Annotated in this window: 22 protein-coding genes and 1 tRNA gene; 5 read left to right on the top strand and 18 right to left on the bottom strand. The window is 35.7% G+C overall.

Going from position 1 to position 21,351, the window contains the following annotated elements; all coding sequences use genetic code 11:
• Window positions 1-51 precede the first annotated feature (51 nt).
• The 6 genes from potD to inhA1 all read right to left on the bottom strand — a co-directional run bounded on the left by potD (window position 52) and on the right by inhA1 (window position 7,941).
• Complete coding sequence (gene potD / locus KPL75_RS20525) at window positions 52-1,101, bottom strand: spermidine/putrescine ABC transporter substrate-binding protein PotD (protein WP_219917547.1); 1,050 nt, start codon at window positions 1,099-1,101, stop codon at window positions 52-54.
• Between the two features lie 38 nt (window positions 1,102-1,139).
• Window positions 1,140-1,940 carry a spermidine/putrescine ABC transporter permease PotC gene (gene potC / locus KPL75_RS20520; RefSeq protein ID WP_097830135.1) on the bottom strand — a complete coding sequence of 267 codons (801 nt, stop codon included), beginning with the start codon at window positions 1,938-1,940 and terminating at the stop codon, window positions 1,140-1,142.
• 6 nt (window positions 1,941-1,946) lie between these two features.
• Window positions 1,947-2,795 carry a spermidine/putrescine ABC transporter permease PotB gene (potB, locus tag KPL75_RS20515; protein ID WP_002126118.1) on the bottom strand — a complete coding sequence of 283 codons (849 nt, stop codon included), beginning with the start codon at window positions 2,793-2,795 and terminating at the stop codon, window positions 1,947-1,949.
• Window positions 2,792-3,775: a spermidine/putrescine ABC transporter ATP-binding protein PotA gene (potA, locus tag KPL75_RS20510; protein WP_002117249.1), complete on the bottom strand. Its 984-nt coding sequence runs from the start codon at window positions 3,773-3,775 to the stop codon at window positions 2,792-2,794. Before potA ends, potB begins: the two co-directional genes overlap by 4 nt.
• Window positions 3,776-4,011: 236 nt before the next feature.
• A complete protein-coding gene (locus KPL75_RS20505; protein ID WP_219917546.1) occupies window positions 4,012-5,379 on the bottom strand; it encodes an aldehyde dehydrogenase in 1,368 nt (455 codons plus the stop codon).
• Between the two features lie 171 nt (window positions 5,380-5,550).
• Complete coding sequence (gene inhA1, locus KPL75_RS20500) at window positions 5,551-7,941, bottom strand: M6 family metalloprotease immune inhibitor InhA1 (RefSeq protein WP_219917545.1); 2,391 nt, start codon at window positions 7,939-7,941, stop codon at window positions 5,551-5,553.
• A gap of 341 nt (window positions 7,942-8,282) precedes the next feature.
• On the opposite strand from inhA1, the gene KPL75_RS20495 reads away from it, so the two are divergent.
• Together KPL75_RS20495 and KPL75_RS20490 are read left to right on the top strand one after the other, a co-directional pair.
• Complete coding sequence (locus tag KPL75_RS20495; RefSeq protein WP_000276220.1) at window positions 8,283-8,417, top strand: anti-repressor SinI family protein; 135 nt, start codon at window positions 8,283-8,285, stop codon at window positions 8,415-8,417.
• 80 nt (window positions 8,418-8,497) lie between these two features.
• On the top strand, window positions 8,498-8,821 hold the full coding sequence (locus KPL75_RS20490; protein WP_002064339.1) for a helix-turn-helix domain-containing protein: 324 nt from the start codon (window positions 8,498-8,500) through the stop codon (window positions 8,819-8,821).
• 81 nt (window positions 8,822-8,902) lie between these two features.
• On the opposite strand, the gene calY is transcribed toward KPL75_RS20490, so the two are convergent.
• The 6 genes from calY to KPL75_RS20460 form a co-directional block, all read right to left on the bottom strand.
• Window positions 8,903-9,496, bottom strand: a complete 594-nt coding sequence (gene calY, locus KPL75_RS20485; RefSeq protein ID WP_219917544.1) for a biofilm matrix protein CalY — start codon at window positions 9,494-9,496, stop codon at window positions 8,903-8,905.
• Window positions 9,497-9,861: 365 nt separating this feature from the next.
• The gene (locus KPL75_RS20480; RefSeq protein WP_219917543.1) at window positions 9,862-10,692 is read right to left on the bottom strand and encodes a DUF4047 domain-containing protein; all 831 of its coding nucleotides are present in this window, start codon (window positions 10,690-10,692) and stop codon (window positions 9,862-9,864) included.
• 147 nt (window positions 10,693-10,839) lie between these two features.
• Window positions 10,840-11,427 (bottom strand): CalY family protein, encoded by a 588-nt coding sequence (locus tag KPL75_RS20475; RefSeq protein ID WP_219917542.1) that lies wholly within the window; start codon window positions 11,425-11,427, stop codon window positions 10,840-10,842.
• 64 nt (window positions 11,428-11,491) lie between these two features.
• Window positions 11,492-12,061, bottom strand: coding sequence for a signal peptidase I SipW (gene sipW / locus KPL75_RS20470; protein ID WP_219917541.1), 570 nt, complete (start codon window positions 12,059-12,061; stop codon window positions 11,492-11,494).
• 201 nt (window positions 12,062-12,262) lie between these two features.
• Window positions 12,263-13,549 carry a D-alanyl-D-alanine carboxypeptidase family protein gene (locus tag KPL75_RS20465; RefSeq protein WP_219917540.1) on the bottom strand — a complete coding sequence of 429 codons (1,287 nt, stop codon included), beginning with the start codon at window positions 13,547-13,549 and terminating at the stop codon, window positions 12,263-12,265.
• Between the two features lie 155 nt (window positions 13,550-13,704).
• Window positions 13,705-13,932: a hypothetical protein gene (locus KPL75_RS20460; RefSeq protein ID WP_002202721.1), complete on the bottom strand. Its 228-nt coding sequence runs from the start codon at window positions 13,930-13,932 to the stop codon at window positions 13,705-13,707.
• A gap of 283 nt (window positions 13,933-14,215) precedes the next feature.
• Here KPL75_RS20460 and KPL75_RS20455 point away from each other — a divergent pair, with 283 nt between their 5' ends.
• Window positions 14,216-14,440 (top strand): hypothetical protein, encoded by a 225-nt coding sequence (locus KPL75_RS20455; RefSeq protein ID WP_219917539.1) that lies wholly within the window; start codon window positions 14,216-14,218, stop codon window positions 14,438-14,440.
• Between the two features lie 192 nt (window positions 14,441-14,632).
• Window positions 14,633-14,705: transfer RNA gene (locus tag KPL75_RS20450), tRNA-Val, on the top strand.
• Window positions 14,706-14,795: 90 nt separating this feature from the next.
• Here KPL75_RS20450 and KPL75_RS20445 read toward each other — a convergent pair.
• From KPL75_RS20445 to KPL75_RS20420, 6 genes are all read right to left on the bottom strand, one after another.
• Window positions 14,796-15,392 carry a hypothetical protein gene (locus KPL75_RS20445; RefSeq protein WP_219917538.1) on the bottom strand — a complete coding sequence of 199 codons (597 nt, stop codon included), beginning with the start codon at window positions 15,390-15,392 and terminating at the stop codon, window positions 14,796-14,798.
• A 168-nt stretch (window positions 15,393-15,560) separates the two neighbouring features.
• The gene (locus tag KPL75_RS20440; RefSeq protein WP_219917537.1) at window positions 15,561-16,106 is read right to left on the bottom strand and encodes a hypothetical protein; all 546 of its coding nucleotides are present in this window, start codon (window positions 16,104-16,106) and stop codon (window positions 15,561-15,563) included.
• Window positions 16,107-16,146: 40 nt separating this feature from the next.
• Entirely contained in the window at window positions 16,147-16,509 is a 363-nt protein-coding gene (locus KPL75_RS20435) for a hypothetical protein (RefSeq protein WP_219917536.1), read from the bottom strand.
• A gap of 136 nt (window positions 16,510-16,645) precedes the next feature.
• Window positions 16,646-16,828, bottom strand: a complete 183-nt coding sequence (locus tag KPL75_RS20430; RefSeq protein ID WP_002011459.1) for a DUF3976 domain-containing protein — start codon at window positions 16,826-16,828, stop codon at window positions 16,646-16,648.
• Window positions 16,829-16,856: 28 nt separating this feature from the next.
• Window positions 16,857-17,234, bottom strand: coding sequence for a permease (locus KPL75_RS20425; RefSeq protein ID WP_219917535.1), 378 nt, complete (start codon window positions 17,232-17,234; stop codon window positions 16,857-16,859).
• Entirely contained in the window at window positions 17,231-17,446 is a 216-nt protein-coding gene (locus KPL75_RS20420; protein ID WP_219917534.1) for a helix-turn-helix transcriptional regulator, read from the bottom strand. The genes KPL75_RS20425 and KPL75_RS20420 overlap by 4 nt, the downstream gene beginning before the upstream one ends.
• A gap of 978 nt (window positions 17,447-18,424) precedes the next feature.
• Here KPL75_RS20420 and odhA point away from each other — a divergent pair.
• Window positions 18,425-21,292, top strand: a complete 2,868-nt coding sequence (gene odhA, locus KPL75_RS20415; protein WP_016094520.1) for a 2-oxoglutarate dehydrogenase E1 component — start codon at window positions 18,425-18,427, stop codon at window positions 21,290-21,292.
• Window positions 21,293-21,351 lie beyond the last annotated feature (59 nt).

Here is a 21,351-nt window from a genome sequence, read left to right as displayed (position 1 = left end):
TCCTACTTATGAAAAAATGCGATTTCTACTTTAGAAACCGCATTTTCTTACTTATTTACCTTTTGTTTTTAACTCTGTCCAGTAGCGGTCGTAGTCTTTTAACTTATCGTCTACATCAACAAGCCATTCTGTACGATCTAATTCTTCTTTCGTTAAGAAAATCATGTGATTTTCACGATATTCTTTACTATGAAGAGGACGAGCTTTTTCATTTGGATTACTGTAACCAATTGACTCATAGTTTTTCACACTTACTTTTTCATCTAATAAGTAATTCATAAACTTCTCTGCAAGTTCTTTATGTTTCGCACCTTTTGGAATCGCTAACGTGTCAGCCCAAATTGTGCCTCCTTCTTTTGGTACAACGTATCCTACATCTTTGTTATCTTTGGCAATAAATGCTGCGTCTCCAGACCATACAGTCCCGATCCACGCATCTTCTGTAATGAATTTTTGTTTAATATTATCTGTATCAAATGCTAATAAGTTTGGAAGTAGCTTCTGTAAATCATTAGACGCTGTCTTTAACTGTTCATCCTCTTTTGTACTATTAGAGAAACCATTTTTCTTAAGTCCCATTCCTAATACTTCACGAGAATCGTTTAATAAAGTAACATGTCCTTTATATTTCTCGTTCCATAAATCATTCCAGCTTGTAGGTGTTTCTTTCACATACTTTTTGTTGTATGCAATGCCTGTTACACCCCAAGTATATACTAGAGAATACTTATTCTCTGGATCAAATGCAGGTGTTTTAAAGTTAGAAACAAGGTTCTCGATGTTCGGGATGTTCTTCTTATCTAAAGGCGCTAATAAGTCCATCTTCGCCATCGTTTTCACCATGTAATCAGATGGCTGAATTAAATCATATGTCGCGCCACCAGCTTGTAATTTCGCAAGCATTTCTTCATTACTTGCATATTTATCATAGTTAATTTTCACGTTATATTTCTTTTCAAAATCTTTTAAAACTTGCTCATCAAAGTTGTCAGCCCAACTATAAATATTCAATTCTTCTTTCTTCTCACCACAGCCCGCAAGTACACCTGCAACAAGGCCGAAGCTAATAGCTGCGCCAGCTAATGTCTTCATCAATTTCATTGATTTTTTACCTCCTCGTTCTTTCTATATCATTCGTATTATAAAGGAAGGTGTCCTCCAGAGTTTTCTTCACCGTCTGCACCTTTATTACGGAAAATTTCCGATAGCACCATTAATCCTACAATTACAACAATTAATATTGTAGAAAGAGCATTAATTTCAGGTGATACTCCGCGCTTAACCATACTATAAATGTATAATGGCAATGTTGTTGATCCTGGTCCTGATACGAAGAAACTAATTACAAAATCATCAATCGATAATGTGAATGTTAATAATGCGGCTGAAATAACTCCTGGTGCAATTGCTGGAAACGTTACATAACGAAACGTTTGCCACGGCGTTGCTCCTAAATCGTTTGCAGCCTCTTCTAAATCACGTCCCATACCAGAAAGACGTGCCGCTAAAATAACAACAACAAATGAAATACTGAATGTAATGTGTGCAATAATAATTGTTGTTTTTCCAAGTTCCATACCTAATTGACTAAATAGGATAAGTAAAGATAATCCCATTAAAATATCAGGAATTAAAATTGGTAAATATACAAGACCGTTAATGGCCCCTTCAAAACGATATTTGTAACGGTGTAATGCAATAGCAAAAATCACACCAAAAACTGTCGTCACAATTGTCGTTATAAGAGCAATCGTAATACTATTTACAAACGCATCAATAACATCTTGTTTTTGAAATAAATCTGTATACCAATGGAGCGTAAAGCCCTCCCATTCCGCATTAATGCGAGAATCGTTGAAGGAATATACCATTAAAACCATCATTGGAAAATACAAAAACAATAAGATTAACCAAGAATAAGAAACTAAAAACTTCTTCATTTTTGCCTATTCCCCTCCGTTTCCATCATATTTATATACTTTCGTTGCACGATAATATAAGTAAATTAACAGAACAGAGAATAGAACAACAATCATAGATAACGCGGAACCAAACGGCCAGTCACGTGAGCCTAAGAATTGGTTTTGAATTACGTTTCCGATTAATGCTACTTTCGATCCACCCATAACGTCTGATACAACAAACATTCCGATAGAAGAAACGAATACTAAAATAGAACCAGTTGTAATCCCTGACATCGTCATCGGTACTGTTACATTCCAAAATGCCTTTACTGGTGTTGCTCCTAAATCATAAGCTGCCTCTAGCTTACGCTTATCAAGCTGCTCAATTGCTGCATACACTGGTAAAATCATAAATGGTAATAAAGAATATACCATTCCGAGGATTACAGAAGGTGTATTATATAGCAGATTTAAAGGTTCACTAATGATACCTAGTTTCAATAGCAATGTGTTTACAAGTCCTTGTGAACGTAAAATAACAATCCATGCGTATGAACGAACAAGAAAGTTAATCCAGAACGGAATCGTTGCCAATAATAGAAGGATAGAACGATATTTACGATCAACAATTGTAATTGTATAGGCAAATGGATAACCGATTAATAAACATAGTACTGTAGTAATAACAGCTATCTTCACTGTTTCCCATAACGTCCCCATATATAATGGATCAAACACACGCGCTATGTTATCTAATGTAAATTTCATCTCCACTGTCCCGTATGCTCCGCGCTGCATGAAGGCAAATGCTAATACGAACAGAAGTGGAATTAGGAAGAAGAGTAACAGCCATACGACTGTAGGTAATGCGAGTAATTTCCCTTTCTTCAATTTAAGGTCACCTCGTCCTCTTGCTCCCAGCCTACATATACATTATCCCCAATGCTCCACTGCGTTGCTTCTTCAGCAGTTTGGTATGCCATTAGTAATTCCGCTGTTTTCTCCTCACGTACATATAGCTTTTCCATATTTCCAACAAATTCAATATCTTCAATATGTCCAAGGTGATATTCTTTTAAAATTGGCTCTTCAACCGAGCGAACTTTTACATTTTCAGGGCGAACTGCTACGTAGTTTTCCCCATTTTTCACGATATTATTTTCACCGATGAACGTCGCAACAAACAATGTTTTCGGTTGATTGTAAATTTCTTTAGGCGTGCCGACTTGTTCGATATGCCCTTTATTCATAACGACAATACGATCACTCATACTCATCGCTTCTTCTTGATCGTGCGTTACATATATGAACGTAATTCCTAAATTACGTTGTAAGTTTTTCAATTCACGTTGCAAATCTTTTCTTAACTTAAAGTCAAGCGCTCCAAGTGGCTCATCTAATAGTAATACACGTGGGTTGTTCACAATTGCTCTTGCAATTGCTACACGCTGCTGCTGTCCACCAGAAAGCTTAGAAGGTTTACGATTACGGAACTCAAGTAACTGCGTTAAACGCATTGCCTCTTCCGCACGTTCTTTCTGTTCTGCTGCTGATACTTTTTGCATTTTCATACCGAAACAAATATTTTTTTCAACATTCATATGTGGGAATAGTGCGTAATGTTGGAACACTAAATTCATATGACGCTTGTATGGCGGCAAATCGTTAATCTTTTCATCATCTAATAAAAGATTCCCTTTAGTTGGCGTTTCAAATCCTGCGATCATACGAAGTAAAGTCGTTTTCCCGCAACCACTCGGTCCTAAAATTGTTAAAAATTCTCCTTCTTTAATATCTAAAGAAAGAGGGGGGATAATCACTTGATTTCCAAAATGTTTTTCTACTGCTTCAACTTTAATAATCTTTTTCATTTTCCCGTCCTATCTACCTTAAATTTTAATTTTTATATTCATGAATAAATATTTATATTCTATAGACTATTTTTTGTTTCGATCCAAACAAAAATGGTTGTTTAGCAGCGTTCTCTTCTATTCTTTATGTAGTATGTTTGATTCATTTTCGCATGATACATATGTCGAACAGAAAAACCCCTTCAGTTGCGAAGGGGTTTTTATCATACGGCTACGCCTACTGATAAACACCATCATCATTTTAACAACTTTCGTATGAATTTTAAAGCACTTTTTGTAGAAGAGTAACGAATTTTCATATCGAATGCTGTAGATTGGGACAAAATGCTTTTATAATGGGAAAAAGTCCGAAAACTTTGTTCACCATGATAGCTGCCTAACCCACTGCTCCCCACACCCCCAAAAGGTAAATATGGCGTTGCAAGATGATATACGACATCATTTATACATCCTCCGCCATATGAAATATTACTCGTCACTTTCTCTTGCACTTTTCTATCTTCAGAAAATACATATAGTGCTAACGGCTTTGGATGGTGCTGAATCGTTTCAATTACCTCTTCTATTTTGTCATATTCTATAATTGGTAAAATCGGTCCAAAAATTTCATCTTCCATAACAGCACTGTGCCATGTAACATTCGTTAACACTGTCGGCTCAATTTGCAATGTTTCTTCCTTATAATTCCCACCAATCACAGGATTACCGTCTTGTAAAAATGTACATAAGCGTTCAAAATGACGCTCACTCACAATTCGCACATAATTATCATTTTGCAAAGCATCTTTTCCATATTGCTCTGCGATTTCATGTCGCAACGCCTCGATTAACTGCTCTTTCACTGAAGAATGAACGTACATATAATCAGGCGCTACACACGTCTGCCCAGCATTTAAAAACTTGCCCCAAACGATACGTCTTGCGGTTACATCTATTTTGGCATCTTTATGTACAATACATGGACTTTTCCCGCCAAGTTCTAACGTAAGAGGCGTTAATCTTTTCGCCGCTGCTTCCATCACAACTTTTCCAACACCAACACTACCTGTAAAGAAAATATAGTCAAACGGTTCCTTTAAAAGTGCAGTGCTTTCCTGAGTACCGCCTTCTACTACCGATACAAGCTCTTCTGGGAACAATTCTTCTAGCATTCTCGTAAGCACTTTTGAAACGTTTGGCGTTAACTCTGACGGCTTTAAAACGACTGTATTTCCGGCTGCCAATGCTCCTACGAGTGGAGCAATTGCTAATTGAAACGGATAGTTCCACGGTGCGATAATAAGTGTCACACCATACGGTTCTGGCGCTACTTTCCCCTTCGATCCAAAATGAGTAAGAGCTGTGCGAACACGCTTTGGTTTACTCCAAGATGAAATATGCTTCATTTGAAAAGAAATCTCTTTTAGTACATATCCAATTTCTGTTGTAAATGATTCGTGTACTGATTTATTCAAATCTAATTTCAACGCTTGAAAAATCTCATCCTCAAAACGCTGAATTCCTTCATAAAGCTTCTTCAAATTATTCTTTCTCGTCTCTACACTTCTCGTAGGCTCTTTGTAAAAATATTCCTTTTGTTTATTTACAATAGAGGAAATACTCATTCACTCACCTTCTCCCACTATTTTTATCCAATTCTTTCATTATTTATATAGACTTCATATGTAACAAATTTCTATTCTTAAAGTTACATTATATATAACTTTTCCCTTTATATAAAATTCATTGCTCACAAAAAAACTACCGAAAGAAAATCTTTCGGTAGTTTTACTGTATTAACGATATAAACGAACAGCACCTGCAGAATTATCATCAGCTTGTCCTACTACTTCAAACTTCAGGCCAAGATTCGGTAAAATACGTCCTGCATCTGGAATCTGCTGATTAATATACGCTTTAGAATCATCAAACTTCGGTACGCCCGCTAAACCATTGTACGTAAACGTTCCACGCGTTGGAGATACAACGTTCCAAGCTGGCGTTTTATCGAATGAGAACGCCGCATCAGCGATTTGGAATCGTGTACTACTCTTAACTGTTGGTTTACCATTTAAAGTTCCTACAATTGCTTCTGGGTGAGAATCAACTACACCGAGGAAACCGTGTCCTGGATGTACACCAACCCAGTTATCTGTGTAAGCTGAATCCGCATACCATACAACCATACCAGTGTTATATTCTGGACCACGCGCAAATTTCAATGCTTTATCTGCACCAGCATAGTTTCTCCACTCTACATAGTAGTTATGTTTTTTCTTCTCTGTTCCATTAGATACAACAAAACCATCTAATTTTAATTGTGGTGTACCTTCTGCATCATCTGAGAATACAACTTTACCATCTACTGTTAATGAAGCATTATCAAGAGCGAATCCGTTTAATGCTAGACCACCATCAGTAATGTAATCAAATGTTAATTTCACTTTCTTACCTTTGAACTGACTTAAATCGTATGATTTGTCAATCCATTTTCCATTTGTCGTATCTGCATTTCCACTATTTGCTTTCTCACCAAGACGTTCAATTAACGTTTGTTTACCGTCTTCTGTTACAGCGTGTACTTCAAGGAAATCGTAACCTGCTTCAATCTCATATAATGACTTGAAATCGAATTTCGCATTCGTTGCATTCGTTAAATCGAACAGCGGTGTCTCCATTTTTGTGTGAAGGTCATCACCTTTTGTGCTGTAATAATATTGTTTACCGAATGCTGGTGCAATCGTTTTTACATCTTTATCTGGTAAGTTAACGCGAATCGTACCTGGACGATCTGATTTCGTAACACTTTGATCCAAATATGTTGCTAGACCAATACCTTTATTTAATTTCTCATAATCTACTTCTACGATATTTGCCCAGTTACCACCAATTGTTTTTTGGAAAAACTCTTTATTTTGTGGTGAGAAACTCGTTGGCGTCGTTCCAGCGATTTTACCAGCCCAGCTTCCGCCACTCATAATAGACCAAGCTTCAATCGGCTCACCCTGACCGCTATATTGTGTATCATACTCATCTGGAAGACCTAAATCATGACCATATTCATGTGCGAATACACCAACCGCTCCATCTTCTGGTTCAATTGTGTAGTCAAATGCTGCCATCTTTCCGCCCCAATATGGAACTTTCGATTTTGTTCCTTCAATTGGGAATGGCTTTGGTCCAACTGTCCAGCGATGTGACCAAATTGCATCATCACCTAATTTACCGCCGCCAGCTTCTTGTCCAACACCCGCATGAATAATCATTAAGTGGTCAATTAAACCATCCGGTTGATTTTTATTCCCATCACCATTTACATCGTATTGATCAAATTGGTCAAACTCTGATAAATCAATACCGCTATCTACAGCTGCTTTTAATGCATCTTTTACAAGATCACGCGGTCCTTTTGGTCCTTTATTATCGTGACCTCCGTCCGGAGCATCCGCACCGTAATCAGCAGCTTTACCAGGAACCGTTAACCATTTTGTTACTGTTCCGTCCACTGTGTAACTACCACCAGATTGCTCTTCGTAATATTGTTTAAACGTTTCGATTTTGCTTCCATCCTCTAACGCGAATGGCTCATTACCGAATAACATTTTTTCATAATGTTCTTTGTTAAAATCGTTAGAATACATGTAGCCAGGCTCTTTATCGATATTGTTATGTTTAAAGTCAGCATACTCTACAAGTAAAACGAGTACTTTATCCTTTCGAACTTCACCGTTATATTCTTTTTGCTTTGCTGGAGAAGTTGGTACTTTACCATTTAGACCGCCTTTAACTGGTCCTGTCGCAGCAGGTGTCCCTGTCGCAGGTTTATCTAACTTTTCTTTCGTGTCTGCTTTCGCATCTTTCACTTTCTTTAAAAAGTCAGATGCATCTTTCGTAAGTTGGTCTCCATTTGCCGCTTCTTTCCCAGGGTTTTCACCCTTCTTCTTCTCTACATACTTTTCGACAGCTTTCTTTGTTTCTGTCCCTGAAGCAGATGAATCAATTACCCCACGTTTTTTCAGTGCATCTGCTAATCTCTCTTCTGGGATTAAATGATCATCAACTGGGCTTGTAGCTGTTTTATCCCCAGGCGTTTCTGCATACGCAGACTGGCTTCCAGCGCCAAACGAAAGGCCTAAAGCAGCTGTCAAAGCAATTGTTGATAACACTTTAAATGGTTTCTTTATCATCCCTTATTTCCTCCCCTAATATAAAATATGTATTACATATTTTATATTATTAAAAATTCAATATATTTTCAATATTTAGTTATATTATGTAATTTTTTTAATATATTTGTAAAAATTTCATAGTTAGTATACGAATATATCACAATTCAACAATGTTTTCAGAAAATATTGAAAACTTTTGACAAAAACCTTATAATTTCCATAGAGAGAATTTAATGGGGATTTTATCTTTGTTTCATCTACACAATATTCGATAATTTGACACAAAAAATATAAAATTCAATTAATTATCGTCTACTATGTAGCAGCAATTATGACCAATAATTAGGGAGGAATTACATTTGTACAAAGATAAGACTGACTCACTAGATCAAGAATGGATTGATTTAATACTTGAAGCTCTAGATGCTGGCATTGCCCTGCAAGATATTGAACACTTTTTCCAACGTATGAAGCATACGAGCCAGGCTCAATAGGCCTCGTTCTTTTTAACGAAGTTTATGTTATAATAATCACATCATAAGACGACTACATATTGATAGAAAGGTGCGCAAATATGATAGGAGAACGTATAAAACGCCTTCGTTTACAAAAAGGCATTTCACTAACAGAACTCGCAGAAAAAGCTGGTGTAGCTAAATCTTACATTAGTTCTATAGAACGGAATTTACAAAAAAACCCTTCCATTCAGTTTCTTGAAAAAATATCAGCTGTTCTACAAATTCCAGTTGATACTTTACTTCACGATGAAACAACAACAGAAAGTCATCTAGACTCCGAATGGACGCAACTCGTTAAAGATGCGATGAGCTCCGGTGTCTCAAAAGAACAGTTTCGTGAATTTCTCGAATTTACACAATGGAAGAAAAATCAACAATAATACATATGAAAGAGTGCTTAAAATGGGCACTTCTTTTTTTCTTTATAAAAAAAAGCGGGGAATCCCCGCTTTTTTTATTTATTATCTTTCTTCGCCCTCTGTTTGGCTTGCGTTGAATGTCCATTCTAAGTTCAATGAATCGCCTTGGAATTTGTTTTGATCTTTACCATTATCTACGAATTCAAACTGTACCCATAGATAGTCTTCTGAATTTGGTGCTAGACCACCATTCTCTGCCCACTCTGGAGCAAAGATGTCTTTAGCTAAAACATCTGGATCCACATTTTGTAAATCTGCTAAAGTTGTTTCATATACAGGCTCGCTTTGTTTATCCCAGTTCCAAAGGAATTTCACTTTAATATGCTTACCGAAGTCTTCACCAGCATTATCGCCTTTTGCATCTTTAACAGTATACTTTGTCGCTAATTTAACGTCTTTAATCGCTAACGTACCGTCGTTCTTTAATAAGAACTCTTTCTTAACAGAATCCCCTGGTTTTAAATCTTTAATATCTACAAGCGTTTTAGGGTTTAATGTAAGATCTAACGTCCCAGCTGCAAATGTATTATTTGACACTTCTTTATCACTAAAGAATGCAAATGTTCCTCCACCAATTAAAGATAACCCCAATGCTGCTGATGCAACTCCCATACCTAATTTCTTTTTCAGACTCACAATCAATTCCCCCTAGCTGTTTTTTGTATTTTTATCTCTTATTTGAAATAAGAGGTGTAACTAAAACTGTATTAGCTAAGCTAATATTTGTTCTTTTTAAAAACCTTAAGTTCATTATAACGAACAAATCTATATAAGTACAATATATTTTTGATTATTTTTATTTCTCAATATTGTTTTGATTTTTCAGAAAATAATACATGATACTTTATACTAATTTATAACTTTTTTCACACTATAAGAAAAAAGAAAGACAAAGAGGTGAGGGCTAACGTTCCCTCACACTCACATAAACATTAATAGTTTTGTTTATTCGCTCGTTATCTCTTGCACCACATTCTTGTTTTCCAGCTTTTTATCTGTTTCTATTTCTTCTGTTCCTCTGCTTTCTTCTGCTCATCTACTTTCTTTTGTTCTTCTACCTTCTTCTGTTCTTCTGCTTTCTTCTGTTCTTCTACCTTCTTCTGTTCTTCTGCTTTCTTCTGTTCTTCTACTTTCTTCTGTTCTTCTACTTTCTTCTGTTCTTCTGTTTTCTTTTGTTCTTCTGTTTTCTTTTGTTCTTCTAGCTTCTTCTGTTCTTCTACTTTTTTCTGCTCTTCTAGCTTCTTCTGTTCTTCTGTTTCATTCTGCTTCTTTACTGTTTCATCTTTTAATAGTTGTTGTAACGCCTGTATTTGTTCATCAATGGCTTGCAAACTAGCCTCTTTATCAACATAATCACGCTTCTCTTTAATGCTATGAAAACCTTCGTTCACATACAAGGATACTTGCTGAATTGATTCACTTTTATTCACTTTCAATTCTTCTTGTATTTGATTGTAAGGAGTTTCTATTAAAGTATATACTTTTTGTAAAGACTCCTTCTCAGAAGCAATTTTCTCACGCCCTTGCTGCCATACAACAATTGCTTGTTCTATTTCTTCAATAGAAGTAACTTTCAATTTCGCTTTCATTTCTCCATACTCATGTCCAATAAGCTGTTTATGTTGCTCAGCTTGCTCTTTTAACGTATCAACTGTTTTCGGAAATATAATCGCTGTAGAAAGAGTGGCTTCTACTTTCGTTTCGTGAATAAATGAAGCTTCTGTATACGTCATCACTTGAGAGCCTAAATAAAACGTAATAGAGCACATACACGGCAATATAAGCATCCTTTTTAATTTGCAAGGTGTTTTCAGCATCTTAATCTCTCCCATCGAACAATGTGTTCTTTATACAGAACGTTACTTTCATTATAATAAAGACCTGTACAAAATGATAGCCATATCCTAGAAAATACATTCCAATCCACGCTATTTAACTGTAAAAGGGGCTATCAAGGTGATAGCCCCTTTTATATTATATTATCTTTCTGTACCATCTGTTTGTTGTGCATCAAACGTCCAAGTTAAATTTAGTTTATCGCCTTGGAATTCATTTTGGTCTTTTTTATTATCAACAAACTCGAATTTCACTGTAAATTTATCTGACTTACCTGCAGAAATACCTTTTTCATCCCAGAACCAAGCAGATAAATCATTGTCTACCGCTGTAAGTGTGTCACCCTTCAATTTATCTAGCGTTGTTTCTTTTACAATTGTTTCATGTTTATCTACATTCTTTAAGAATGTTACTTTAATATGTTTACCAAAATCATCTTTATTGTCGCCCTTCGCATCGGTTACTTTGTAATCTGTTTTTAGTAAAACTTTTTTGATGTCTAAAGAGCCTTTATTTTCTAGTTTAAAATCTCTTTTAATTGTATCGCCAGGCTTTAAATTCGATACATCAACAACTGTCGATGGGTTTGCCGCTAAATCAAGTGTACCAGCTGCAAATGTATTGTTTGACACTTCTTTGTCGCTAAAGAATGCAAATGTTCCTCCACCAACTAATGCTGCTCCTAATACTGCTGATGCGATACCCATTCCTAATTTTTTCTTTAAAGTCATGTCCATATCCCCTTAATATATATATATTTGTTAACTTCCTAAACGGAAAGTATAACCAAACGAACTAGACGGATTGTTCTACTTTTTTATCTTTCTTTTCTCCGTCAATGCTACGAATAGCGCCCAAAATAGAAATTGCGGAATAGCCAAGTAAAAAGACTCCTGGAATAATGAGAAGTAATGCTGCTCCCGCTTTTGAACTCGCATAATTCAGTCCATAACCAACGTATGGAACTGTAATATCTGCATACTTCCCGATTACATTCTCTGCAAGTACTGGTGCTAAATCTGGTCCGTTGTTGTTATCGCCTTTTGTTTCATACATTACTTTTCCATTTGTATCTTTCACACCGATAATACGGTGAGTGATAATTTTGTCATCTTTCTCTTTAAACGTAATAACATCACCTTTTTTATATTTAGAACCATCTTTCGTTGGCTCTATCGCAATGATTGATCCTGTTAAAAATGTTGGTTCCATCGATCCTGAAAGAACGCTCTTAAATTGATATCCCATCACTGTTGGATCCCCGCCACTCGCTTTTGAAGAAATAACTACAAAAGCTAAACAAACCATTACCGCAAATAAAACAAATGAGATAACGTTGCTAATCACCTTCCAAATTAATTTCATCGTCTCTCTCCCTCTCCGTTGTTTTATATTATTTGAAGTATGCAATATCCATCTCCGTTCTTTAACAAGAACACAATTAAATAATATAACGAACAATACAGAAATGCAATAAGAAAATTTACAATTATTAGTTAAATAACTTTTAAAATACATACAAAAAAGACCGTGACAAAACCTCATCACAGTCTCTATACTAACAATTTATTTCTCTTCTGATTTCATTCCTTGTTTATTTCGGCGTAGCACTACATATAAAATGGCTCCAAATAATAAAATCGCACCTATTCCAACACTTATCACTTTCATATTGGATTCCTTTACTTCAGGTGCAACTGTATCTTTTTTAGGCATCACAAAAGTAACCTCTTCTTTTGAAAGAACATTTACAGTCGCAATCGTTTGATTATTTTTTATAATATCTACCGCACCAACTACTTCACCGCGATGAATTCCTTTTTGGTACAAAGCCTCTTTATCCACTGAATTAACCCGAAAAGCCGTTTTTACATTTTTCCCTTCATCTTTCTTTAGCATAAGCTCAGCACTTTTTTCCAATTCAGAATCAACATCTTTATTTAAATACGTTGTCTTTTGATGCCAACTATGCTTATCTAGTACAGTTTGCTTCGTAAATTGCCCAAAAGAATATTCCGCCATCTGCTTCAAATCTTCATAAATTTCAGGTCTTTGAGAAGCCATTACTACATTTATAATACGATTTCCATCCTTCTCATTTAATAAAACGAGCGTATTGCGCGCTTCATTCGTAAATCCTGTCTTACCACCAATACTATACGGATTTTCAAAATAAGTAGACTTATTAAAAATAGACACTGTTTGCGTAGATGTCGTAACCGTCGTTCTTTTCGTATTCATCGCTTGTAAAATTTCAGGATACTTTTGCACGCCTCTCGTAATCATCGCCATATCATATGGCGTCGTATAATGATTGGGATCATGCAATCCATTTGGCGTTACAAAATGGCTATCTTTAGCCCCTAATTGCTTCGCCTTTTCATTCATCATATTAGCGAAATTTTCAACACTTCCTCCAATACGCTCCGCAATCGCATACGACACATCATTCGCACTCAACACCATTAAAATCATAAGTGCAGTATTTCTATTAATAGTCTCACCAGGTTGAAACTCAATTTGATAATTACTCTTCTCTTGATCTAATGCTAATTGTGAAAACGTAAATTGATCCTCTGGCTTCGTATGCTCCATCAGTAAAATCGCCGTTAACACTTTCGTCATACTAGCAGGGAACGCACGATGATGTGCATTTTTGTCGTACAACATATCTCCTGTTTTCGCATCAATCGTAGTTGCAAACTGACTAAAAACATTCGGCCCTTCCGCAGGTGGAGGTGCCACTTGCTCCGGATTTATTCCAACATTCGTCTCAGCATATAACGTCATAGGTGTCAAAAAAAATAAACAAATAACCATAATAAAAACCGAAATTTTCTTAAAATTTACCATATGACTCTCCCTTTTCACTTTACTTTCACATTCTATAAAATAACTCTACCAATCCATACGCAATTTGTATTAAATTGGAAGAATATTCACTATTTTTTACTATATCACACTTTTACGATAAGGAACATAAATATACAATAAAAAATAAGAAGGAATTACTCTTTCTTATCCTTCTCATCAATCAACGAATCTATTAACTTTTGACTAGCTTCCTCAGGCGTAATCTCATCCGTCATACCCATAAATGACCAACCTTTAGAATCGACCCACTCAACGAACTCTTGCAAAAACTCATCATGTGTCACATCCACATCAAGAATCGAGCCATCAATCGAAATCGTTCTATTTTTAGACACACGCATCTTGAACGTTTTTCTTACCATTACAATTATTCTCCCTCTACTCCTGAATATTTATAAATATCTTGTACTTCTTTTATACATGATTTCTTGAAAATTGTAAAAAGGATATATTGGCCAATTTGCATATTAAAAATGAAAATCTCTTATTATATAACCCTCACACTACATTCATTTAGTCATAAATTACGGAATACATCCATATAAAAAAACAGACCAACTTACATTTTATCACACTAAATATACTTGACTTTAGTACAATTAAATGGAATATATTAGAAAATACCTTAAAATGAGGAGGAACTCCATGGCGCGTTGTACGTATTGTAAAACGAAGTGGAAAGTAAAAGATGTATGGTCGATACTCATAACATTTGAAAAAGATTGTCCGTATTGTTTTGGAAGACAATATCTATCAAAGAAAACATTGAACGCTATGCCTGAACTTATAAGCTTACCTTTACACTTCTTACTCCCTTTTCTAGTTGATTTGAGTGATGAAGGACCTTTGGATTGGTATCGGAAAACATAACATAGCCGCTTTATTCAAAACCCGATTGCTATTAAAGTCTCTTCTTATATATATTCCCGAATACACTACTAGCGTGATTCCAAATACTTTACCTTTAACAGATTACTATAAAAATATTGTAAAATTTCAGTTAATTATATATAATTGCTTTAGCATAATGATTAAAGATGCTATTACATAAGCATTTTTGAAGATCCCGTAGCTCAGCAGGGAGAGCGCCACCTTGACAGGGTGGAGGTCGTGAGTTCGAGCCTCTCCGGGGTCATAAAAAAACACCATATCAACCTATTAGGTGATATGGTGTCTCTTTTTATCCAAGTTACTTCTTATAAAAACTAAAAATCTTGCCATTTAATTACTTCCCACCAAACATCTTCTCCAAAGACTTCGCATTAGCAAATAACAATTCTTGTAGGTTGTCATCAGCAACAATTTTGTAGTCACCATCTTTGTCTTTCTTTAAGTTCAATGTAACTTCACGAGTTGCCATTATTGCTTCTTTATCTGATAAGTGTTTGATGATCGCTGATGTCATCGTTTTTTCTATTACCTTTTCAGATTTCTCTTTGTCTTCACTAAAGGCACTAGCGAAAGCCATTGGCATAACTTCTCCCATTGCTTTTGTTACAGCAACAGATAGATCAACAGATGTAACTTTCACTTTAACTTCTGCTTTGTCATCCTTTTTTGATACTTCTTCTAGCTTTTCAAATTTAAAGCCCTTCGTAATTGCGCTTAGCATTGCTTTTCCGTCAGCATCATCTGTTTTTTCATTTAGTTTACTAAACTCTTTGTCACTTTCAACAAATGTACGAGCTTTTTCTAAGTCACCTTTTTGTATTGCTGTTAAAAATTCTTCAGCAGTATCTTTCGGATTTGCACATCCCGCTAGAACACCAACTGTTAATCCTACTACCATCATTAACAGCAATAATTTCTTTACCTTTTTCACGTTCATTCTCCTCTTACCTTTTCTTTTCTTTGCTAGTAAGCCATCATTATAAAATAGTATAAAACTTACATTACAAATATTTTTCAGTATAAAATTTATACGATTTGTTTTCTATTCTTTCCCAAAAGATGAAGAGCCTTGTAGCATTTCTACAAGGCTCTTCATCTATCAATCCGTATCCGTAGCGCAAATTAGCCACATTTTATGCTCTTTACTATCTAACACCATCCAAGTATTATCCCATGCAACATCGTAAAACCAATCTGTCCAAGGGCTTTGACTCTCAAACACTATAATATCCTCATAACGATCTTGGAACATGTATTGGCATACCTCGCTCGCTAATTGCTTCGCGACTACCATTCTCTCCGGAAAGTATTTATATGCTCCTCCTCTTATAATTTGAAATGCGATACTCCCATCAAGCATTACCGCGCTATTATATTCAAATTGAAACTTATATTTTTCTGATGTATGTATTTTTAATTCCTCTAAGTTATTGATTATATCTAAAGAGTTGAAGATTTTTTTGAAAAAGTGCTTGTATCTGTCTATTTCATAAGGTATTTCTTTGAAAAAATTTTCGTTATGTACTTTAAAACAGCTTATTACTGCTCCACCATTTAAGTTTTGTTTCTTAAATGTATTTATAAGCTGCTCAATAGATAAATCATTCGTTTCTATTTTTTCAAAGGCTCCTGCTTTCCATCCCATAACGCCCACTACTCTCTATTAAAAATTTGTTTCTTCATTATTATAGTACTTGTTTTAGCATCGGCCTTGCTACTCTATATTCTTCACTATTAGGTTCTTTTACGAGTATGTGGCGCCTTTCATCCTCTTCTTCTAAAATCATTTCAAATACTTCTGTTTTTTCTTGTAATATGTTGGATTCACTATCTTTAGTAGGCTGTTTGCTTGTTTCAATTTTCTTTGTTACTTCGCCAAGTTTTTGTCCGACTTCTTCTGCTTTGGCAGGTTCATTCGTAATGTAGTATTCCTGGCCCTCCCATACTAATATAGGTGGTACATGTTCTCGTTTGTTGCATATTATGTAAGTAATACTAGCTATAAGTAGTAGACATACTGCTATAAAGAAGATAGCTTTTTTATTCATATACTATTCTCCTTACCTATCATTTTATTGGATTATATAATATACAGAATAGATAGTAAATGGATTTTATGGTAATTTTTGTTTTATTTTTCAAATAGAAAAACCTTACTGTAAAGTAAGGTTCCGTTTTTAAATTCTATAATGTTTTATTAATTAAAACGATCATTACGATAATCGCTATAAACATAACAACTAAACAGCCGATCATTTTATAAAATCCTCTTTTCGTTAACGTTCCACCTTGGACGTCTTTACGAATAAATAGGAACACCGCTAAAAATAAAACAAGCCCCATACCAAAAGCGTACATCATTTGCATTTGTTAATCTTCCTTTCTCTCTTACATCTTAATATCTTTTCGATAAAACAACAAACGCTATAAAGACTGTACTCATCGTAAGTGCCATTAATATGTTTAATAGTTCAACCGCAGATAGTGTAATTACTTTTAAGTTTAAGCCGATAGAGAAAAGAAGATAGTATGCTGTTAATGCAAAAAATGTCACGAACATTCCTTTGTAACGAATGAGTTTCATTCGCTCATCTTTTTCTTTAAATTGCGGGTGCAAGTAGCTTAGGCAGAAACTCATAATCATCATTGCAAGCAATGGATAAGTTATAGCCGGCGGTGCGGAATGTGTCATTACGCCCGTTAGTACCATAAATCCACTCATAAACAGAAAAATAATTCCCATAATTACAAAGTACTTTTGTGAATAATTCATCCTTTCTCCCCCTCTTCTTTTCCTTCATGAATAAATACATGTTCTATCGTTGTCTGAAATGTTTTCGCTATTTCAAATGCTAACGGAAGTGATGGATCATATTTCCCCTTTTCAATCGAGATAATGGTTTGTCTGGAAACTCCAAGTTTCTCAGCCAATTTTTCTTGAGATAGTCCAAATTTTTTTCGGTATTCAACCATTTTATTTTCCAAGGAAATTTCTCCCTCCTCCCTTATATCGAGTATAAATGTAAAGGAAACTTTACGTCAAGGTTCCTTTACATTCTTTTGAATTATTTTGCATTCTATTTATCCCGTATTAACGGGCAGTAAGACTCCTACCTCAAAATTCGGCGGATGCGAGAAAGTTAGGTGGGAGATAACTGCCCGTTAATGCCCGATTGGTTCAACTAATAATCAGTGGAGGATGGACAAAACCCACACTGATTAAAGTTTCACTTTATATAGAAGAAATTTTTTCAAATTCAGCACGTCTATTTTGAAATGAAACATGGAACAATGTATATAGCCGTTATTATATTTCCTCCCCGCTTTTGTGAAAATTTAATATCTCCATATTTGTTTTATCCTTTTAAAATATTTCATTCTTCTCTTTATTGGGTGATGTGCGCTATTATTTTTACGTTGTTTTTCGCCATATTTATAGAAACTAACGGTTTATGAAGCATTTTTTATGTATAGCCACTTTTTTTGTAGAAATCCTTCATTTTCCTTTCAATATTTAACACTATCGATATAAAGTTTATGGTAAATTCATAATTTTTTATTTTTTATACTATATTCCGTTATATTGTTGTATAATATCAATGAAAGCGCTTATTATTTCAATATACATAATTCGAACCCGATTTTATCGAAACATTCTGATAGTTATACTTATATTTAAATTCAACAATTATAGTTATTAATGTAGGTATACCAAATATATCCACCCCATTTTTCTGTAAAATTACTTTATAACATGAAAGATTAACTTGGGTGATAAGTTATTGTGAATGTTTTTTTACAAAACAGATAAGTAATAGTGTTTGGTATTATGTAAATTATTGTAATAACATAAGATTAAAGAAAAACATTTACATTAATTATTATTTCATCAATTATTGAAAAAGAGCAAAATGCACCTTTTTGGATAGGAAAAGGATTATATGCATTGGGAGGTTTAAACAAATGACGAGGAAGAATACAACGACAAACCCTTGGGCCAAGTTCCATGGTCCGAACCTTGGTTATGTTATTGAACAGTATGATCTTTACGTAACTGGAGCAGGTTCTGTTGATCCGGAATTACAAGAGCTTTTTGAAATTTTTGGAGCTCCTTCGTTTCAAGATGATGTCGTAACAGGGGACAACACAGCAACACATTTTTCTCCTCAAAACACAGGGAACATTGAAAAGATTCTTAAAGTCGTTCAACTTGTTGAACAGATTCGTTCTTTCGGGCATACGTTGGCTCACATCAATCCGATGGAAGATGCTGCAAATGGGCAATCTCTTATCGAGAAAACAATGAACGAACTGAGCGATGCTGATTTGAAAGCGATTCCAGCTAAAACAGTATGGCAAGATGCACCAGAGGGTATTCACACTGCACTTGATGTAATTCATAGATTGAAAGACGTTTATACAAAATCTTTAGCTTATGAATTCTCACATATACAAGATAGTGAAGAACGCGCGTGGTTGCATCAAATGGTGGAATCAAATTCATTGCGTCAACCATTATCAAATAAAAAACGAACTGCTCTTTTAAAACGTTTAACTGCTGTTGAAGGTTTCGAGCAATTCTTGCATAAAACATTCGTTGGTCAAAAACGTTTCTCAATAGAGGGCGTTGATATGCTTGTACCTGTACTAGATGAAATTGTTTCAGAAGGTGCTAAAGGCGGCGTTGAAGATGTCATGATTGGTATGGCTCACCGTGGTCGTCTAAGCGTACTCGCTCACGTACTAGAAAAGCCATATGGTCACATGTTTGCTGAGTTCAAACATGCAAAAATAGAAGGCGCAGTGGCAAATGCTGGCTGGACTGGCGACGTGAAATACCATTTAGGTAGAGAACAAGTCGTTGGTAATGAAGAAGTTAGCACCCGTGTTACATTAGCAAATAACCCGAGTCATCTTGAGTTCGTTAACCCTGTTGTTGAAGGTTTCGCACGTGCAGCTCAAGAGAATCGTAAAAAATCTGGTCTTCCAGAACAAGATACTACAAAGTCATTCGTAATTTTAGTTCATGGTGATGCTGCATTCCCTGGTCAAGGTGTTGTGTCTGAAACATTGAACTTAAGTAGATTGAATGCATACCAAACTGGCGGAACTATTCATGTTATCGCAAATAATGCAGTCGGCTTTACGACTGATAGCTATGATTCTCGTTCTACTAAATATTCAAGTGACCTTGCAAAAGGTTTCGATATTCCGATTGTTCACGTGAACGCTGATGATCCGGAAGCTTGTCTTGCTGCTGCAAACCTTGCGATTCAATATCGTACGCTGTTCAAAAAGGACTTCTTAATCGATTTAATCGGTTACCGCCGATATGGTCATAACGAAATGGATGATCCAGCAGTTACGCAACCACAAGTGTACAAAAAAATTAAAAACCACCCAACTGTAAGAGCAATTTATGCAGATCAATTACAATCTGCTGGTGTTCTGAATGCAGATGAGGTTGAAACAATTACTCAGTTTATGCAAGAGGAATTAAAGGCTGAATACGCACAAGTGCCACCAGCTGATACGAGTGCTGCAACAATTCACGTTAAAGTTCCAGAGGTTGTTGCAAAAGGAATCCAGCCAATTGACACTGGTGTTTCAATTGACTCGCTTCGTGCAATTAATGAAGGACTATTATCTTGGCCTGAAGGCTTTAACGTATATCCAAAAGTGAAGAAAATTCTTGAGCGCCGTAAAGATGCTCTGGAAGAGAACGGTAAAATTGAATGGGCACTTGCTGAATCTTTAGCATTCGCTTCTATTTTGCAAGAAGGTACGCCAATTCGTTTAACTGGTCAAGATTCACAGCGTGGTACATTTGCGCATCGTCATATCGTATTACACGATACTGATACAAACGAAACATATTCACCATTACATCGTTTACCGAACATTAACGCATCATTCTCTGTTCATAACAGTCCGTTATCAGAAGCTGCTGTTGTTGGTTACGAATATGGTTACAACGTATTTGCTCCAGAAACTCTTGTGATGTGGGAAGCTCAATACGGTGACTTCTCAAATACTGCGCAAGCATTATTTGATCAATATGTTTCAGCAGGAAGAGCGAAATGGGGTCAAAAATCAGGTCTAGTTCTTCTATTACCACACGGTTATGAAGGTCAAGGACCGGAGCATTCTAGTGCACGTCCAGAGCGTTTCTTACAATTAGCTGCTGAGAACAACTGGACAGTTGCAAACTTAACGAGCGCAGCACAATACTTCCATATCTTGCGCCGTCAAGCATCTATCTTAGGAACAGAGGCGGTTCGGCCATTAGTAATTATGACGCCGAAAAGCTTATTACGTCACCCACTTACACTTTCTACAGGTAGTGAGTTAAGTGAAGGACGTTTCCAACCTGCTTTAGAACAAGGAAACCTTGGTGCGAAACCAAACAAAGTAAAACGTCTTGTTTTAAGTACAGGTAAAATGGCAATTGACTTAGCAGCAGAAATCGAGAGTGGTAAGCATGAGTACAGCCTAGATGAAGTTCATATGGTTCGTATCGAGCAGTTGTACCCATTCCCTGCTGAAAAAGTTCAATCTATTATTAAACGCTTTAAAAACTTAGAAGAAATCATTTGGGTTCAAGAAGAACCTCGTAATATGGGCGCATGGCATTACATGGCTCCAATTCTGTTCGAACTAGCTGGGGATAACGTGAAAACAGGTTACATTGGACGCCCGGATCGTTCTAGCCCATCTGGTGGCGATCCATTCGCTCACAAAGCTGAGCAAGAATTAATCGTTGCACACGCTTTAGATGTGAAGTACAACTTCCGTCAAGATAAACAAGAAATTGAAGTTTTCAGCAACTGAAAGTAACAATGAGTTTTTCAGGCTCAGCTGTGGCAGATAGTCTGCCACAGCCGGGCTAA

The organism is Bacillus sp. NP247 (assembly GCF_018966865.1).
Taxonomy (GTDB): domain Bacteria; phylum Bacillota; class Bacilli; order Bacillales; family Bacillaceae_G; genus Bacillus_A.
The sequence above is the reverse complement of the archived record's forward strand: the minus strand, read 5'-3'. Positions and strand labels throughout refer to the sequence as shown.

Coding starts and splice junctions, on each gene's coding strand:
- KPL75_RS20455 (WP_219917539.1), top strand. CDS start 14,216: ATGGCGCGTTGTACGTATTGTAAAACGAAGTGGAAAGTAAAAGATGTA.
- KPL75_RS20440 (WP_219917537.1), bottom strand. CDS start 16,106: ATGGGATGGAAAGCAGGAGCCTTTGAAAAAATAGAAACGAATGATTTA.
- KPL75_RS20430 (WP_002011459.1), bottom strand. CDS start 16,828: ATGCAAATGATGTACGCTTTTGGTATGGGGCTTGTTTTATTTTTAGCG.
- KPL75_RS20480 (WP_219917543.1), bottom strand. CDS start 10,692: ATGGGAGAGATTAAGATGCTGAAAACACCTTGCAAATTAAAAAGGATG.
- odhA (WP_016094520.1), top strand. CDS start 18,425: ATGACGAGGAAGAATACAACGACAAACCCTTGGGCCAAGTTCCATGGT.
- KPL75_RS20465 (WP_219917540.1), bottom strand. CDS start 13,549: ATGGTAAATTTTAAGAAAATTTCGGTTTTTATTATGGTTATTTGTTTA.
- potA (WP_002117249.1), bottom strand. CDS start 3,775: ATGAAAAAGATTATTAAAGTTGAAGCAGTAGAAAAACATTTTGGAAAT.
- KPL75_RS20475 (WP_219917542.1), bottom strand. CDS start 11,427: ATGACTTTAAAGAAAAAATTAGGAATGGGTATCGCATCAGCAGTATTA.
- KPL75_RS20425 (WP_219917535.1), bottom strand. CDS start 17,234: ATGAATTATTCACAAAAGTACTTTGTAATTATGGGAATTATTTTTCTG.
- KPL75_RS20490 (WP_002064339.1), top strand. CDS start 8,498: ATGATAGGAGAACGTATAAAACGCCTTCGTTTACAAAAAGGCATTTCA.
- KPL75_RS20460 (WP_002202721.1), bottom strand. CDS start 13,932: ATGGTAAGAAAAACGTTCAAGATGCGTGTGTCTAAAAATAGAACGATT.
- potC (WP_097830135.1), bottom strand. CDS start 1,940: ATGAAGAAGTTTTTAGTTTCTTATTCTTGGTTAATCTTATTGTTTTTG.
- sipW (WP_219917541.1), bottom strand. CDS start 12,061: ATGAAATTAATTTGGAAGGTGATTAGCAACGTTATCTCATTTGTTTTA.
- potD (WP_219917547.1), bottom strand. CDS start 1,101: ATGAAATTGATGAAGACATTAGCTGGCGCAGCTATTAGCTTCGGCCTT.
- inhA1 (WP_219917545.1), bottom strand. CDS start 7,941: ATGATAAAGAAACCATTTAAAGTGTTATCAACAATTGCTTTGACAGCT.
- KPL75_RS20435 (WP_219917536.1), bottom strand. CDS start 16,509: ATGAATAAAAAAGCTATCTTCTTTATAGCAGTATGTCTACTACTTATA.
- KPL75_RS20505 (WP_219917546.1), bottom strand. CDS start 5,379: ATGAGTATTTCCTCTATTGTAAATAAACAAAAGGAATATTTTTACAAA.